The 15,476-nt window shown below is 51.3% G+C and carries 16 protein-coding genes and 1 pseudogene; 8 read left to right on the forward strand and 9 right to left on the reverse strand.

The annotated features are described in order from the left end of the window. Nucleotides 1-144: 144 nt before the first annotated feature. The 4 genes from GLV97_RS13360 to GLV97_RS13375 are packed head-to-tail and all read left to right on the forward strand — an operon-like array spanning nt 145 to nt 4,692. Nucleotides 145-1,380 (forward strand): M20 family metallo-hydrolase, encoded by a 1,236-nt coding sequence (locus GLV97_RS13360; protein ID WP_160889856.1) that lies wholly within the window; start codon nt 145-147, stop codon nt 1,378-1,380. A 13-nt stretch (nt 1,381-1,393) separates the two neighbouring features. Further along, nucleotides 1,394-3,004 (forward strand): amidohydrolase, encoded by a 1,611-nt coding sequence (locus GLV97_RS13365; protein ID WP_160889857.1) that lies wholly within the window; start codon nt 1,394-1,396, stop codon nt 3,002-3,004. Beyond that, a complete protein-coding gene (locus tag GLV97_RS13370; RefSeq protein WP_160835014.1) occupies nt 3,001-3,222 on the forward strand; it encodes a DUF3311 domain-containing protein in 222 nt (73 codons plus the stop codon). Before GLV97_RS13365 ends, GLV97_RS13370 begins: the two co-directional genes overlap by 4 nt. Continuing rightward, nucleotides 3,223-4,692, forward strand: coding sequence for a sodium:solute symporter family protein (locus GLV97_RS13375; RefSeq protein WP_160889858.1), 1,470 nt, complete (start codon nt 3,223-3,225; stop codon nt 4,690-4,692). Nucleotides 4,693-5,172: 480 nt separating this feature from the next. Here the strand turns inward: GLV97_RS13375 and GLV97_RS13380 are convergent. From GLV97_RS13380 to GLV97_RS13420, 9 genes and pseudogenes are all read right to left on the reverse strand, one after another. Further along, nucleotides 5,173-5,436: pseudogene (locus GLV97_RS13380) on the reverse strand (formaldehyde dehydrogenase, glutathione-independent); the annotation flags it as partial. Nucleotides 5,437-5,513: 77 nt separating this feature from the next. Next, the gene (locus GLV97_RS13385) at nt 5,514-6,140 is read right to left on the reverse strand and encodes an FMN-dependent NADH-azoreductase (RefSeq protein WP_160841580.1); all 627 of its coding nucleotides are present in this window, start codon (nt 6,138-6,140) and stop codon (nt 5,514-5,516) included. A gap of 109 nt (nt 6,141-6,249) precedes the next feature. Continuing rightward, nucleotides 6,250-6,387 carry a hypothetical protein gene (locus tag GLV97_RS13390; RefSeq protein ID WP_160841581.1) on the reverse strand — a complete coding sequence of 46 codons (138 nt, stop codon included), beginning with the start codon at nt 6,385-6,387 and terminating at the stop codon, nt 6,250-6,252. 57 nt (nt 6,388-6,444) lie between these two features. After that, nucleotides 6,445-7,893, reverse strand: a complete 1,449-nt coding sequence (locus tag GLV97_RS13395) for an aldehyde dehydrogenase family protein (RefSeq protein WP_160835009.1) — start codon at nt 7,891-7,893, stop codon at nt 6,445-6,447. An 8-nt stretch (nt 7,894-7,901) separates the two neighbouring features. Continuing rightward, complete coding sequence (locus GLV97_RS13400) at nt 7,902-8,642, reverse strand: glucose 1-dehydrogenase (RefSeq protein ID WP_160889859.1); 741 nt, start codon at nt 8,640-8,642, stop codon at nt 7,902-7,904. A gap of 15 nt (nt 8,643-8,657) precedes the next feature. Further along, nucleotides 8,658-9,716 (reverse strand): tartrate dehydrogenase, encoded by a 1,059-nt coding sequence (locus GLV97_RS13405; protein WP_160889860.1) that lies wholly within the window; start codon nt 9,714-9,716, stop codon nt 8,658-8,660. Beyond that, on the reverse strand, nt 9,713-10,942 hold the full coding sequence (locus GLV97_RS13410; RefSeq protein WP_160889861.1) for a M20 family metallopeptidase: 1,230 nt from the start codon (nt 10,940-10,942) through the stop codon (nt 9,713-9,715). Before GLV97_RS13410 ends, GLV97_RS13405 begins: the two co-directional genes overlap by 4 nt. 13 nt (nt 10,943-10,955) lie before the next feature. After that, nucleotides 10,956-12,422 carry a sodium/pantothenate symporter gene (panF, locus tag GLV97_RS13415; RefSeq protein ID WP_160889862.1) on the reverse strand — a complete coding sequence of 489 codons (1,467 nt, stop codon included), beginning with the start codon at nt 12,420-12,422 and terminating at the stop codon, nt 10,956-10,958. Then, nucleotides 12,419-12,700, reverse strand: coding sequence for a YhdT family protein (locus GLV97_RS13420; protein WP_160835004.1), 282 nt, complete (start codon nt 12,698-12,700; stop codon nt 12,419-12,421). Before GLV97_RS13420 ends, panF begins: the two co-directional genes overlap by 4 nt. A gap of 199 nt (nt 12,701-12,899) precedes the next feature. On the opposite strand from GLV97_RS13420, the gene GLV97_RS13425 reads away from it, so the two are divergent. The 4 genes from GLV97_RS13425 (at nt 12,900) to GLV97_RS13440 (ending at nt 15,456) form a co-directional block, all read left to right on the forward strand. Further along, entirely contained in the window at nt 12,900-14,066 is a 1,167-nt protein-coding gene (locus GLV97_RS13425) for a PucR family transcriptional regulator (protein ID WP_160841587.1), read from the forward strand. A gap of 140 nt (nt 14,067-14,206) precedes the next feature. Further along, a complete protein-coding gene (locus tag GLV97_RS13430; RefSeq protein WP_160835002.1) occupies nt 14,207-14,665 on the forward strand; it encodes a LytTR family DNA-binding domain-containing protein in 459 nt (152 codons plus the stop codon). Then, a complete protein-coding gene (locus GLV97_RS13435) occupies nt 14,662-15,078 on the forward strand; it encodes a DUF3021 domain-containing protein (RefSeq protein WP_160841588.1) in 417 nt (138 codons plus the stop codon). The genes GLV97_RS13430 and GLV97_RS13435 overlap by 4 nt, the downstream gene beginning before the upstream one ends. Before the next feature lie 69 nt (nt 15,079-15,147). Further along, nucleotides 15,148-15,456 carry a hypothetical protein gene (locus GLV97_RS13440; protein ID WP_160889863.1) on the forward strand — a complete coding sequence of 103 codons (309 nt, stop codon included), beginning with the start codon at nt 15,148-15,150 and terminating at the stop codon, nt 15,454-15,456. Nucleotides 15,457-15,476 lie beyond the last annotated feature (20 nt).

Genomic DNA, 15,476 nt, shown 5'->3' on the forward strand with positions numbered 1-15,476 from the left:
TCATGTACTGGACGTTCCCCGCCTGCTTTCCTCTATAAAGATTCGTCACACCTTCCACCATTATCCAACATCGTTTTACATTATGTTAATTGTCAGACAATTCAGATGTTGATATAGTGATAAAAACAAAGGAGGCGATGATTGTTGCAGATCAATCAGGACAGGTATAAAGACCATCTCATGACACTTGCGGAGATAGGGAAAATTGGAGAAACGGGGGTCAACCGGCTCGCCCACTCCAAGGATGACCGGAGAGCCGTTGATGTCGTACAAGGATGGATGGAAGAAGCCGGGCTGACGACCAGGGTCGATGGATTCGGCAATCTGATCGGTCGTGTGGAGGGGACAGAACCCGATCAGCCAATTCTCATGATGGGGTCCCATATTGATTCCCAGCCGTATGGAGGGCGCTTTGATGGAACCGCCGGGGCCCTTGGTGCGATTGAAGTTGTACATACAATGAAAGAACAAAATGTCAAACCGGTCCGTACGATTGAGGTCATCTGCTTTGCGGATGAAGAAGGCTCCCGGTTCAATAAAGGGGTATTTGGTGTACGTGGAGTGATTGGACAGCTGGAAGAGAAAGAGCTTCTTCGGAAAGATAAAAACGGTATGACCCGTCTCGAGGCTTTAAGGGAGTTCGGTGTCGAACCGGATTTGTCGGAAAGTCCCGTTTACAAGCCAGGGGATATAGAAGCCTTTTTAGAGCTTCACATTGAACAGGGCCCTGTCCTTGAATCAAAAGATAAGCCAGTAGGCATCGTGTCAGCCATCTCCGGACCGATCTGGCTTACGGTGACTCTGGAAGGCTTCGCCGGCCATGCTGGATCTGTGCCGATGCATTTACGACAGGATGCGATGCTCGGGGCTGCCATCATAACCAAAGAATTCAATGAGCTTGTCCGAAGGGAAGGAACACCGAATACCGTCGGAACAGTCGGAAGCATCCAGAATTTCCCGAACTCCAGAAACATCATAGCCGAAAAGGTCGAGTTCACCGTTGACTTAAGGGATATCGACCTGGACGCAAGAAACCGTCTGGAGAAGAAACTCTATCAGATCATTGAGGAAACAAGTAAAGAATACAACCTCGACTACTCTATAACAGAAGATACCAAAAGTGATCCCCGCTACTGTGCGGACTGGATTAAAGAGATTATGAAGAAACACGATGAAAAGCTCGGCTATCAATCGCCCACCCTCATGAGCGGTCCATTTCACGACGCCCTGTTCATGTCCTATATCAGTGATTACGGCATGATCTTTGTCCGCTGCGAAAAAGGGATCAGCCATAACCCATTGGAATATGCGGAGATGGAAGATTTACAGAAAGGTGTGGAGCTGCTTTATCACACCGCAGTGGAAATTGCCGGAGCGTAGAAAGGTGGAGCGTATGGAGGCAGACAAAATTTTTATAAATGGAGAAATTATCACAGCTGACGAACAGTTTCATGTGTATGAGGCACTGGCAGTCCAGGAGGAGAGCATCCTCCAGACGGGAACGAACGACGAAGTCATGAAAGCCGCCGGAGCCGATACCGAGGTGGTCGATCTTGAAGGCCGGACGCTCATGCCCGGCTTTATTGACGCCCATGCCCACCTTGAACTGTACGGCACGAACATTCTCGGTGTCGACTGCAAACAACCCCGGTCGATCCCCGAAGTGCTGAAGGCATTAAAAGAAAGGGCTGTGGAAACTCCTGAAGGCTGCTGGGTGCGGGGCTGGGGGTACAATCAAAATGAACTGGCTGAAGGCCGTCATCTAACGAGGTGGGACTTAGACAAAGTGTCCACCTCCCACCCCGTCATTGTCGTCCGGACGTGTGGACATATCTCCTGCGTAAATAGTAAAGCCCTGGAGATGGCAGGAATCGTGGCGTCCACTCCAGATCCGCCGGGCGGGGCTTATCACAAAATAAACGGACAGTTAAGTGGCCTGCTGTTTGAGGCCGCCCATATGACCGTCTTCCAGCACGCCGATTACAGTGAAGAAGACATAATGAAAGGACTGGCGCTTGCTTCTCAGGACTTCTTATCCTACGGCATTACGAGTGTTCATGATGCCGGGGGTTATGGGACGAAGCATATCCGCTATTTACAGCAGGCCGTCCAGAAGGGCATCGTGATGCAGCGTGTTTATGCTTTGTACGGTTCCCTGTCCGACGCTCCGGAAATGGTTCACGCGGGACTGGAAAGCGGCATTTCAACAGGTCTTGGGGATGACTGGTTCAGGATCGGACCGGCAAAACTTTTCATCGATGGCAGCAGCAGCGGACCCACCTGCCGCACGAGGGAGCCTTATGACAGCAGCCCGGAAGACAGAGGGATATTATACTTACGGCAGCACCAGCTGGACGAACCGCTTCTACAGGCCCATGAGCACGGCTGGCAGATCACCGCGCACGCCATGGGAGATGAAGCAGTTGATATGATGCTGCACACGATTGAGCGAGCGCTCGATCAAAAGTCAGCAGCCAACTCCCGCCACCGGATCGAACATGCCGGAATCACCCCTCCCGATCTTGTTGAACGTATGCGTCAAACAGGGGCGGTGCCCGTGCCCAATCCGGCTTTTCTCTATGAGTTCGGTGACGGCTATGAGACCGACTATGGCGGACGCGTCAGCCATATGTTCCCGTTAAAAAGCTATTCGGACCATCACATTCCTTACGCCGTTGGATCAGACAGTCCGATTACCACTCCTAATCCTTTTTACGGTCTGTATGCGGCGGTCACCCGGCGCAGTAAAAGCGGACGGATCCTGGGAGCAAACCAGGCGTCTTCGCTTGAGGAGGTGATCCGTGCTTACACGTGGGGCGGCGCTTACGCTTCGCATGAAGAACACAGGAAAGGAACGTTGGAACCAGGCAAAGCGGCCGACTTTATTATCCTCGATCGTTCCATTATGAATTGTCCTGTTTCCGAGCTTCCCGGTATACAGGTGGAAACCACCATCCTGAATGGAAAAACCGTATATACATTGCAAAAGGAGGACGTCTATTGAGTAAACAACGCTTTATTAAAATCTACTGCCTTTCATTAAGCATCCCTTTTCTGTTGATGGTTTTCCCGCTTTTCACCATCGGGAACCGGGAGACCCCCTTCATCATGGGCCTCCCCTTTTCGGTATTCTGGGTGATCTTCTGGATCCTGATCACCTTTGCCATTGTATTATTTCTTTATCGTCTGGATCCGGACAAAGATGAAAAGGGGGTCCAGTAAATGGCTCAATGGCAGATTGCAATGATTATGATGATTGCTTACCTCGTGATCGCTTTATTGATCGGCGTGCTTGCCGGCCGCAATCAGGACAAGCAGTCCCTGGAAGAATTCACGACAGCTAAAGGAAACCTCGGTCTTTTCGTCATGTGGTTTTTAATGGGAGGAGCGGTCTTCAGTGCTTTCTCCTTCCTCGGTGCCCCGGGGTGGGCTTTTTCTAGAGGAGCCCCGGCCCTTTATATCATCACCTACACCGCTTTTGCTATTTTACCGTGGTATATTATCGGTCCGAAAATCGGACGGATCGGACGAAAACATAACATTTATACAGTCGCGGGCTTCATGCAGCTGCGTTATTCCAGCCGCATCCTGGCCATGATGATCGGCATCATCGCTCTGCTCGCCTCTATCCAGTACCTGGCCACACAGATGAAAGGCATGGCGTATATTTTCAGCATAATGACAGAGGGCCGTATTCCTTTCTGGCTGGGGGCCTTGCTATCCTATGGTATTGTCGTCGTCTATGTGGCGACCGGCGGTCTGCGGGCCGCGGCCTGGTCGGACGTTTTCCAGGGGATCCTCATGATCGTCATTTCCTGGACGGTCGGCTTGACGATTGTAAATCAGCTGCACAGCAGTGTTCCTGATATGTTCAGAAATTTGACCGAAACGGCTCCAGGATTCCTTCAAATCGGGGCTGAAGGTTCAACGATGAGTGCGATGGCTTATACGACGACCATTCTCGTTTCCACCATCGGTTTCCTCATGTGGCCGCATTTATTTTCTAAATCCTATGCCACGAAAGCACGGACGATTAAGAAGACCGTACTTGTTTATCCTGTGTTCGCTTTGTTCCTGATTCCATTATTATTTGTCGGGTTTTCAGCCGTCAATGTCATTGATCCGTCCGAAATCGGATCACCGGACGAAATTCTTCCCTATCTGATCACGACGGTTCTTACCCTGCCGGGCTGGGTCTACGGCCTTGTCGGGGCGGGCGCCCTGGCCGCAGCCATGAGTACGGCAGATGCCATCACTCACAGCGCTTCCCTCGAGTTTACCGACGGGTTTGTGAAGAACGTTAAACGCGACCTTTCTTCCCGGACGACCCTGCTGATTATGCGTATCGGTGTTTTTGTCATCGGCGGACTGGCCTATGTCATCACCGTCTTTGGAGGTCAGGGATTGATCGCCCTCCTGCTCGGTGCCTACGGGTCCATTGTTCAATTCGCACCAGGGGTGTACGGAGCCCTTTATTCAAAAAAGGTGACCGAACCAGCGGTCATTACAGGGTTGATTACCGGGACAGTGGTGAACTATTATTTCCAGCTCGTAGCGCCGACCACACCGCTGGATATTAATCCAGGCATCCTCGGTCTGATCTGCAACATCGGCCTCGTCGTCATCATCAGTGGATTCACACAGGGGAAAGAGCTTCCGATGGCGGAAGAGTACCGCAAAGTCGGCACCTGACAGCTGCAGAACAGATGTCCATCTTTTCTCTCTCATAAAAAATCATCCCTCTCTAATGAGGGATGCGCCAGCTTGTAGAGAAACCTTTTTCTAATGAATCCAAAGGAGCGATCACCCATACTTGGTCATGGATAGGATTTTCCACACGCAAGCGGCCGTAACGAAGCTTATCCTGTTCTTTAGAAACAGCGAAGGAGCGATACTCAACGTTCTCTTTTATCATAGGATAAAGCTGTCTTCCCACAGGAATAGGCACGAGGAGTGTTCGGTGGTGACGCCTGCGGGAACAGCGCGAGCCGAAGATCCAATTGGTCAAATGGTTTTCTTGACCAATTTAGCTGAGGCCGTGCCCGCGGCAAGCATCCACCGATAAGCGGAGCGTGCCCTCTCACCATGACATACAAACAACTCTAACTGGATAGGCCGAACTTTTTCTACAGACTGACGCATCCCTCTCCAATCAGGGATGCGTTTTCATTTTTAAGTACAGATCAGATGATGGGGATCCAGTACGAATTTCTCAGCGGCTCCCCCATCAAACTCTTCATAGCCGCGCGGAGTTTCACCTAGACCAATGACGGTGGCATTGACCGCCTTGGCGATATTGGCTTCCCCTTGTAAAATCGACTTCATAAGCCCCTGATGGTACTGCATGACAGTCGTCTGTCCTGTCACAAACGACTGGGCTTTGGCCCACCCCAGTCCGAAATCAAGCTTCAGCAGCCCGCGTCCTGCATCTACTTCCGGAACACTGAAGATCTGTTCAGAGTTCTGTCATGGTTCACAAAAAAAGACCCGCCTTCTCAGCGGATCTTAATCATTTAGAACGTTTCAGCGGCATCCCTGGCTTCTGCCTCCGCGGTAGACTTGATGTCAGCCGCCTTGTCAGGCATGGCCGCATGACCTTCGACAAACAGCCCTTCAATCGAAGGAACGCCGAAAAACTGCATAACCGTTTTAATGTACCTGTGCCCCATTTCCATCCCTGCGGCCGGACCTTCCGAATAAATCCCTCCACACGACTGGATATGAAAAGCTTTTTTATCCGTCAACAAACCAACAGGACCTTCCTCCGTATACCGAAAGGCTTTCCCGGCCACCGCCACAGAATCAATGTACGCTTTCATCACAGGCGGAAAAGAGAAGTTCCACATCGGTGTCACAAACACATATTTATCGGCATTCATAAACTGATCACTCAGTTCCTTCAGGCGCGATATTTTTCTTTCCTCATCGGAGCTCAGCTGCCCGCCGGACTGCAGCTTCCCCCAGCCGCTGAAAATATCGGCATCGATAGGAGGAATCGACTCCTTATACAGATCGATAGGAGTGACGGTATCCTCTGGATTTGCAATTTGATACTGCTCGATAAACGCTTTTCCGACACTCATGCTGTAGGAAGCCGTTTCGTCATGAGGGTGGGCGGTAATATACAGCACTTCAGCCATCATTCATCGTTCCTTTCCTTCTTTGATGCTCATTAGTGTGCAGCAAAGAAGGAAATTTACTACTCAGTAATATATGGAAAAAAGAACCCGGCCGGGGTTCTTGATGGGATTAATGATGTTCAGGGAGCAGATATGGATTGCCGGACAAATGCCGGCTGATGTCCTTAGGAATGATCAGGTCCTCCGGCTGGCCGGATTCTTCGGTGACTGGAACACTGCCGTCGTAATGAAAGGGTGCATCCTTCATGCATAGGCCTCCTCTGTCTTTTCCTTTATCTTGTGTGCATGGGACTTTCCCTATACGCTACATTTTCAAGGCGATATTTTTCAATTGTGTATAATTCCTTAATGCTTCCAGACCTTTTTCTCTGCCGAACCCGCTCTTACGATAGCCTCCAAACGGCATTTGTATTCCTCCGCCGGCCCCGTAATTATTAATGAAAATCTGCCCGGCCTTCACTCGTCCGGCGATTTTATGCGCGCGGGACACGTCCTTCGTCCAAATACCCGTTACAAGGCCGTAATCGGTGTTGTTGGCCAGTTTGACCGCTTCCTCGTCGTCTTCAAAGGAAAAGACAGACAGGACCGGGCCGAAGACTTCTTCTCTGGCAACCGTGCTTTCAGGGTTCAGGCCATCGATGATCGTCGGCTTGAAATAGCAGCCTCCCGGAGCCTCCTCCACCTGCGCGCGTGTCCCCCCAAGCAGAAACTTCCCACCATCTGCCTCCACTTTCTTCATAAAGTCCTCGATCCGCCGGCACTGCTGTTCGGATAATATCGGACCGATATCCGGGTCACTTTCCCCTGGACCGATGCTCAGATGGTTCATCCGGTCCAGGACTTTCTCTACGAACGAAGCTTTGCAGTCCGCATGAACGAGCAGGCGGGAACCAGCTGAACAGGTCTGTCCGGCATTTTGAATGATCGATTTGACCACCCATTCGACCGCATCGTCCATCGGTGCATCCGGAAATACGATGTTCGGCGATTTCCCTCCAAGCTCCAAGGTCACAGGGACGATGTTTTCAGCGGCCGCCTTCATTACCTTCGTCCCGGTCGGCACGGATCCAGTGAACGTCATGTGGTTGATATCATAATGAGAAGCAAGAGCTGCCCCTGCGGTGTGACCTTCTCCAAGGACAATATTGACGACTCCTTCCACGAAGCCTGCCTGCTGGATAATCATTCCGAGCTCTATGGCGGTCAAAGGCGTCTGTTCCGCCGGTTTCATGACTACCGTATTACCTGCAGCTAAAGCAGCCGCACAGCTTCTCGAAGCCACTTGCAGCGGGTAATTCCAAGGGATGATGTGAGCCGTAACGCCCACAGGCTCCCTCAGTGTATAATCCAGCACTCCCGGCTCGATGGGAATCGTTTCTCCATGTATTTTATCAGCCGCTCCTCCATAAAACTCAAAATAGCGGGCCGCCGCTTCCACATCAGCCCTTCCCTGGGAAAGCGGCTTTCCTGTATCAAGCGTTTCCAGACGGGCAAGCGACTCTTTATTTTCTCTGATCATCTCAGCCACCCGGAGAAGCATTTGTCCCCGTTCATGGGGTTTGACCAACGGCCAGTCCCCTGATTCAAAAGCACGCCTCGCTGCCGTTACGGCCAGGTTCACATCCTCTTCACTGCTTGCAGGAGCGTCAGCAATGACTTCGCCGGTGGAAGGATTATGTATGTCCATCCGTTCACCGGCAGAAGGCTCTGACCAGACGCCATTGACTAAATTCTTAAGTATGCGCACATTCATTTCCCCCTTTATAATCCGCGGCCGCCATCAATAGAAAAAACAGCGCCGGTCGCCATGCGGGCTTCATCAGATACCAAATAAACGACGGCATGGGCAATATCATCAGGGTCAATCAGCTCCCCGAGCGGGACAGACTGTTGAAACACCTCCCTCTTTGTATCATCCATATTCCCGCCGGACCGGACAAATTCCCCTAGCATGCCGGTATCGGATGGACCGGGGTGAATCACATTGACCCGGATGCCATCAGGAGCCAGCTCACTGGCAAGCGCTTTCGAAAACGCTGTAACCGCTCCTTTGGAAGCGATGTAGGCACTAAGCCCGGGCCTCGCCCTTTCCACAGCGATCGATGCAATATTGACAATGGCCCCGCCCTGCTGGTCTTTCATATAAGGAACAACCGCCCGGCACATGAGAAAGGCCGCTTTGGCATTGACATTCATAATCGCATCCCAGAATTCCGTCGTCACCTCTTCAAGAGGAGCAGCAGCCTGGGCCATCCCGGCAGCGTTGACAACGCCGTCGATGCGGTCGGAATAGGCAGCCGCCGCATCCACGACGCGTTGAACATCTTCTTCCTTCGTTAAATCCGCCTGAACGAACTGAAAGGCTCTATCTCCGGCGTCCCGACCACGGACCCGATCCACAGCTGTGACAGACGCCCCTTCGTCCATCAATTTGGAAATGACCGCCTGTCCCATTCCTCCGGAAGCACCGGTTACAATGAAATGTCTATCTTTGACTCTCACCTTAAGTCTCCCCCTTTATGTCTGGGCATGGATGGCACGGATGATGGCATCCCCCATATCTGCCGTACTTGATTTTCCACCAAGGTCGGGTGTGCGTACGTCCTGTTCCGCAAGGACAGCCTCCATCCCATTCATCACGATATCGCTCAAATCCGGACGTCCGTTATGCTCCAGCATTAATGCCGCTGACCAGATCTGGGCAACGGGATTGGCCATGCCCTTGCCTGATATATCCGGAGCCGATCCATGGATCGGCTCAAACATAGATGGAAACCGGCCTTCCGGATTCAGATTGGCCGAAGGTGATAAACCGAGACCGCCCACAAGTCCGGCCCCGAGATCTGTTAATATATCGCCGAATAAATTGGAGGCAATCACGACCTCAAAAGACTCCGGGCGGTTAATAAAGTAGGCCGCCAAGGCATCAATATAAACAGAGGACAGCTGAATATCCGGGTACTCCTGTCCAACTTCCCGGATAACATCGTCCCAGAGCTTCATCGTATGAATGATGGCATTGGATTTCGTGGCACTTGTTACGGTCTTCTTTCCATGCTTTCTCGCGTAGGCAAAACCATAGTCGCTCAGCCTCCGAATCCCCGCCTTTGTCATGACCGTCGTCTGTACCGCCATCTCCTGATCCGTCTGATCGTACATCCGGCCGCCCATGTGGGAATATTCGCCTTCCGCATTCTCACGGAAGACGACGAAATCAATCGGGGCTTTCGTGTCCAATGGTGAGGCAACCCCTTTCAGCTGTTTGACCGGGCGTACGTTGACGTACTGCTGAAACTGCTTCCGGATCGGCATGATCAAGTCCCAGATGGTCACTTCATCTGGTACCCGGGCGTCTCCGATCGCTCCAAATAAAATCGCATCGAAATGCCGTAAATAATCAAGGGCACCTTCAGGCATCATCCGTCCGGTTTCCATATAATAGGCACTGCTCCACGGTAGTTCCTCCATTTCCAGCTGAAAGCCTGAATCGAGAGAAGACAGGGTATTCAACACTTTCAGCGCTTCATTCATCACTTCCGGACCTATGCCGTCGCCCGCCATGACTGCAAGCTTCATGACTTTTTCGACTCCTGAAGAAATTCAAGCGCCGTCTGGCGGTATAACTGGGTCGTTTCAACGAGATCACAAATGTCGATGTACTCATCCACTTGATGGGGAACTTCCCGGTCTCCTCCCCCTGTTGTCAAAATCGGGACGCCGGCAAGGTGGAGAAACGTTCCATCTGTGGCTCCGGGGACGCCGTTGTACACCGGCTCTTTTCCTGTCACTTTTTTGTAAGCTTCCGCCACTGCGGTCACGACAGGATCCTGCCGGTCGGTCTTCGTCCATGGGCGTTCCTCCAGGACCTCCATTACTGCATGGAACCCGGGATCCCCTTCCATCGTCCGGTCGAGAATCTGCTGAATATCCTGCTTTAAAATCTCATGATCCTGGCCTGGAATCGTACGGATATCCAGGGTCGTCCTGCACTGTTCTGGCACAACATTGATCTGGGGCTCTCCAAATACCGGGGCCTGGAGAATCGTCGGCGTAATGCTCGGCCACCCAAGCAGCTCATGTCTGCCGGTTCTTTCCTTTTCTCTCTGATCCAGCTCGTCCAGAGCGACAATGATTTTTGCCATCCTCGTATTCGGGTTTAAGCCTGTGAGCGGCATCGCTCCATGCGCCTGCCGGCCGAAGGCATCAATCTGGATCCTCATTGCCCCTTTTTGAGCGGTACAAAGCTGGTTTTCCTCCGGTTCACAAATGACAGCTCCATCCACACCACGGGCCCAGCCTTGATCAATAAAATGCTTGATACCGATCATCATGCCTTCTTCATCACACGGGATGCAGAGGATGATCTTTCCATTCAGCGATTCTTTGTCCTTAATCAAGGAGTGGACCGCCGTGATGGCACAGGCCAGGTTGCCCTTCGTGTCATTGGTGCCTCTGCCATACATCCGCCCGTCGACGATATCAGCCCCGAACGGATCATGTGTCCAGCGGGCAGGATCTCCTTCTGTAACAACGTCTGTGTGACCTTCAAACAACAAAGTTTTCCCCGGCTTTCCGGTATCATAAATCCCGATGACATTGGGACGACCCGGCGCTGCCTCCTCTACGTGAACTTCAAGCCCCATACGCTCTAAATAGGCAGCAGCATAATGAGCCGCCTTCTCTTCATTGCCATCCGTCACTCCCGGCCGGTAGACACTTGGAATCCGGACAAGCGCCTGCGTCAAATCAACGACTTCTTTTGTGTCCCGCTCTACACGTGCTTTTTCATCAATCAAGATCATTTCATCCACTCCTCTATGCACTCCATAGTTTGGTAATGACTTCATCCTGAACCTTGGCATGATGTTTCATCGTGATGAGACTGACAAGAACATAAGCAGCGAACGACAATAGTACCGGCATAACGACCGTATGCATTCCAAAAGCATTCGGCATGAAGGAATGAAATAAAACATAGCTTCCGACCCCTGTAATGATCGAGGCCATCGCGCCGCCGGCATTGCCTTTTTTCCAATACAAGCCCATGATCACCGGCCAGATAAAGGCCGCCTCCAAACCGCCGAAGGAGAATAAATTCAACCAGATCAGCAGCTCGGGCGGATTGACAGCCATGGCGAATACGAGCAGACCGATGACGGTCGTGACGCCGATACTGATTTTCTTAATCGTGCGGTCGTCTGCCTCCGGCTTCACATAATTCAAATACACATCCTTGACGACAGCCGAACTCACCAGCAGCAGCAGGGAGTCGACCGTTGACATGATCGCCGCCATCGGTGCGGCCAGAACGATTCCAGCAAGCCAGGCCGGCAGTACTTCCATCGCAATTCTCGGCATGACCGTATCTCCAACTTCTATGCCTGGAAGCACGGAGCGGGCAAATACCCCCGTCAAGTGCATGCCGAGCATAATGAAACCTACGACAATGGTTCCAATCAACAATGCGCGGTGCAACCCTTTTGAACTTTTATAAGACATCGCACGGACAGCCACCTGTGGCAGACCGACGACACCTACGCCTACCAGGATCCAGAAGGAAGATACATAGAGTGGTGTGAGGGACTGGTCAGCACCGTACGGCGAAATCAGGTTCGGGTTCTCCGCTGCCAGGTCGGACATGATGGGTCCGATTCCTCCTCCTGCAATGATGGTCCCAATCAGAATGACGAGGGTTCCGAAAAACATGACGACCCCCTGGACGGTATCGGTAATCGCCACCGCCCGGAAGCCTCCGATAATGACGTAGACAAGTACCGAAACGGCAAAAATGAATAAGGCTGCTGTGTAGGAAAGCCCTGTCAGCGATTCAATCAGCCGTGCACCGCCCACCCACTGGGCCGCCATAGCTGAAAACAGAAACAAAATAATGCTGAGCGCCGATAAAATGACGACCCACTTATTCTGATAGCGTTCTTTCAAAAAATCGATCAGTGTGACAGCTTTGATCTTCCTGGCCATGATAGCGAATTTCTTTCCAAGCACCGACAAGACGAAATACCCTGTCGCAAGCTGGGTCATGGAAAGCAGCACCCATCCGAGTCCCATCGTATAGGCGACCCCCGGACCACCGATAAAGCTGCTCGCGCTGCCGTATGTAGCAATCATTGTCATGGCAAGAATAAATCCGCCCAGCTGCCGGCTGCCAAGGAAATATTCCTGCAGGAAATTAGAGGTCGTCTTCAAATGATTCGAAGCATAAAAGCCGATACAGAAAATAATAACGAGAAAAAACAGCAGAGGTATGACTACTGCCCAGTTCATGATTCATCCTCCTCATCCAGCGGAACTTCCTTATAAAAATACTTCACAGCCAGAATAACGAGAAGAGTGATGACAACAGTCGTGACGACACAGCTGTAAAAGAACCAGTCCGGCAGGCCGAAAATGTAATTGTATTCGGATACCGGCTTTGAGCCCAGCCCGTACGCAGAGCCGAACCACATGAGAAAGTTGACGATGACAAGGCCAGCGCCGATCAGCGCTTCCCTGTCTGCCACCCGGTACCGCGGGTCATCCTCGAAGGGTTTTTTTTGTTTCATATACATCCTCCTTTATCTATTACCTACATCCTATTTCGTCAGAGAAACCTTTTCCGATCCGTAATTTTCAGATATATTTGAATTAAAAGATTATGATTAATCCTAGCATGGAATGAGACGATGCACATTAGACATCAGGACAATTCTCAGCATCAACCCATGTACATGATGTAAAAACATACAGGAGGCTGATTTTTCTATGTCCACGATGATGTTTACGGTTCACGATATGTTGAAACGCCCCCCGTTCCAGCATGCGTCCATTCTGGCCGGCCGCGGTGGTCTCCAAAAGGCTGTTTCCTGGGCACACATCCTTGAATTGACGAAAGTGAAACACCTGCTCCACGGCAGCGAATGTGTCATGACGACAGGGATCGGATGGGGGAAGGAACTGCAGCATGCCCGTTCCTTCCTTGAACAGCTTATCGAAAAAAAAGTCACCTGTCTCTGTATAGAACTTGGCGATTACATTAACCATCTTCCACCCCCGCTCCTGCAGCTGGCAGATGACCATGACCTCCCCGTTCTCGTGTTTGACAAAGAAGTCCGGTTTATCGATATCTCCAAAGATATCAACCAGCTGATCCTTCAGTCCTCAAGGCTTATGCCCCGTCAGGAAAGCTGGTCCGGCCGCTGGCTGGAAGGCACGATGACTGACAAAGAAGCGCTTCCCTATCTCGAAAAAACCATAGGAAGCAGAGAAGCCCGGGGCTTCCCTTGTCTTTTGACCGGATACGATGACAGCATCCCCTACCAGCGGGATATATTCCAATCTTTCTTTCAAAAGGAAGGCTTTCATCCGCTCACCGTGCAGAACCGTGACGAACTGGTTCTCCTGCTTCTGGACGAACGCAGGGAACAGGTTTCGGAGCGTCTGGCCAGGTCCTTAAAAAGGATGAAGGAAAAAGCGGGCAGTATGTATCATACCATCAGCTGCGGACCTTTGTTTACAAATCTATCAGAAATCCCCCCTGCCATGCGGTGTGCACAGGAAGCTGATCACATTCAAGCCGCCTTTCAACTGGAGATGCCGTTTTATGAGAAACTCCATCCGTGGCGGCTCATTATTGAAGACGATAAACGGGGCGCCCTGGAATCTTTCATTCAAGACACACTCGGGGATGTGCTGGCCTATGATGAAGCTCATGATACGGAACTTCTTTTGACACTCCGGGCCTATCTGGAAAGCTATGGATCAAAAAAGGATACCGCTGAGCGTCTTTTCATCGTCCGGCAGACCCTCTACCATAGAATACAGAAGCTGGAAGAAATCCTCGGCTCTCACTTTCTCCGCTCCGAGCAGCGCATGGCCCTGGAAATGGCTCTGCTGGGCTGGCAGTACATACAAAGTCCGGTCCGCTCCTAGCGGGCCTTTTTGCATGTCACGGTTTCCTATCCGCCCCTCACCTTCTCAAAACAGCGGTTCGCCCGTATGATGGTTACAGGCGGGGGAAACCACGCGTATACTGAAATCAGACCCAAAACGTCAGGAGGGATTGGTGAGCCATGAAAGTGAAGATTGATGTGGATGAAAACCATCCGGAAACGAGCATTACGATCCACTGCAGTCAGGTGGATGACTCTGTGAAGGAGATCCTCGATTTCCTCCACGAAAAAAAGCAGACCTTTGTTGTCGGGAAGAGCGGGGAAAGCCAGCACATTTTAAAGCCCGAGCATATTCAGTTTTTCCGCACGGAAGATGAGGCGGTGTTCGCCTATACGAAAGAATCCTCCTTCAAGGTTAAGGACAAGCTCTATGAATTGGAACGCTCTCTTCCCTCCCAGCGGTTTGTCAGGATCTCCAAGTCCGTTCTCGCCAATATCTATGAAATGAGCCGTTTTGAACCTTCTTTTAACGGCACCCTCTGCGTGTATTTCAAATCAGGAGAAAAGGAATACGCATCCAGGCACTATGTGGGGAGAATCAAGGAGATGCTGAATATGAACAGGAGGGACAGCAGATGAAAACATTTCTAATCAGAAGTGCAGGTGGGATATTCTTCGGAGCCTTCTTGTCCACGATCATCGTTTATGCCCTGATCTTTTTCGGAGACACCCCGACGCTCGACAGCGGTACCTTCGTTAAAAATTCCCTGGCCTCCATGGCTGCCGGCTGGTTGTTTGCCGTCAGTCCCCTGTACTTTGAAATCCAGCCGCTCAGTCTGCTCCAACAGACGCTTCTTCATTTTATTACGGTCACCACCGGCTATTTCCCGCTGGCGGTTTACGCCGGCTGGCTCTCGTTGAACATAGGAAGCTTTCTTATTTTCACAGCGGTGTTTCTCATGATTTATGCCGGCATCTGGACCGGATTCTACTTTTACTATCGAACGGAAGCCGAAGATATGAACGAGAGCCTCGATCAGCTTCAGGAATAAGCAGAACAGTTGCACATAAACACGTCTTTTATATAATAGGATTATCCTGAAACGGAAAGGAGGGCTTTCTTGAATAAGAAACAACCGTTGTTCCTCCTGGTATGGATGGCGGCCCTGTGTCTCCTGCTTACCCATCCGGAATTGTCCCACATGCCCGTAAAAGCAGATATTCAGGAAAGCCAGACAGTAACGGCGGAAGGCCCTTCCTTTGAAGAGGAGCCTCCGGCCATGGACGCAGGCCTTTCCTTCGGAGCTGCCCGGGCGGATCTCCAGATTCATCCGATTTCCGTTATGGTGTTTGTACGGGATACGAGCAGGGCCGCCTGGCTGACCACTGTTTTTTATCAATCCAGTTACTTATCATCCTTTACTTTTTGATGAACCAACTTCAAAAAAGT

This window comes from Halobacillus litoralis (genome assembly GCF_009856355.1).
GTDB lineage: Bacteria > Bacillota > Bacilli > Bacillales > Halobacillaceae > Halobacillus > Halobacillus litoralis_B.

Excerpts from the sequence above, each read along its gene's own strand:
- GLV97_RS13365 (WP_160889857.1), top strand. The coding sequence starts at position 1,394 with ATGGAGGCAGACAAAATTTTTATAAATGGAGAAATTATCACAGCTGAC.
- GLV97_RS13375 (WP_160889858.1), top strand. The coding sequence starts at position 3,223 with ATGGCTCAATGGCAGATTGCAATGATTATGATGATTGCTTACCTCGTG.
- GLV97_RS13385 (WP_160841580.1), bottom strand. The coding sequence starts at position 6,140 with ATGGCTGAAGTGCTGTATATTACCGCCCACCCTCATGACGAAACGGCT.
- GLV97_RS13390 (WP_160841581.1), bottom strand. The coding sequence starts at position 6,387 with ATGAAGGATGCACCCTTTCATTACGACGGCAGTGTTCCAGTCACCGAA.
- GLV97_RS13395 (WP_160835009.1), bottom strand. The coding sequence starts at position 7,893 with ATGAATGTGCGCATACTTAAGAATTTAGTCAATGGCGTCTGGTCAGAG.
- GLV97_RS13405 (WP_160889860.1), bottom strand. The coding sequence starts at position 9,716 with ATGAAGCTTGCAGTCATGGCGGGCGACGGCATAGGTCCGGAAGTGATG.
- GLV97_RS13410 (WP_160889861.1), bottom strand. The coding sequence starts at position 10,942 with ATGATCTTGATTGATGAAAAAGCACGTGTAGAGCGGGACACAAAAGAA.
- panF (WP_160889862.1), bottom strand. The coding sequence starts at position 12,422 with ATGAACTGGGCAGTAGTCATACCTCTGCTGTTTTTTCTCGTTATTATT.
- GLV97_RS13420 (WP_160835004.1), bottom strand. The coding sequence starts at position 12,700 with ATGAAACAAAAAAAACCCTTCGAGGATGACCCGCGGTACCGGGTGGCA.
- GLV97_RS13425 (WP_160841587.1), top strand. The coding sequence starts at position 12,900 with ATGTCCACGATGATGTTTACGGTTCACGATATGTTGAAACGCCCCCCG.
- GLV97_RS13430 (WP_160835002.1), top strand. The coding sequence starts at position 14,207 with ATGAAAGTGAAGATTGATGTGGATGAAAACCATCCGGAAACGAGCATT.
- GLV97_RS13435 (WP_160841588.1), top strand. The coding sequence starts at position 14,662 with ATGAAAACATTTCTAATCAGAAGTGCAGGTGGGATATTCTTCGGAGCC.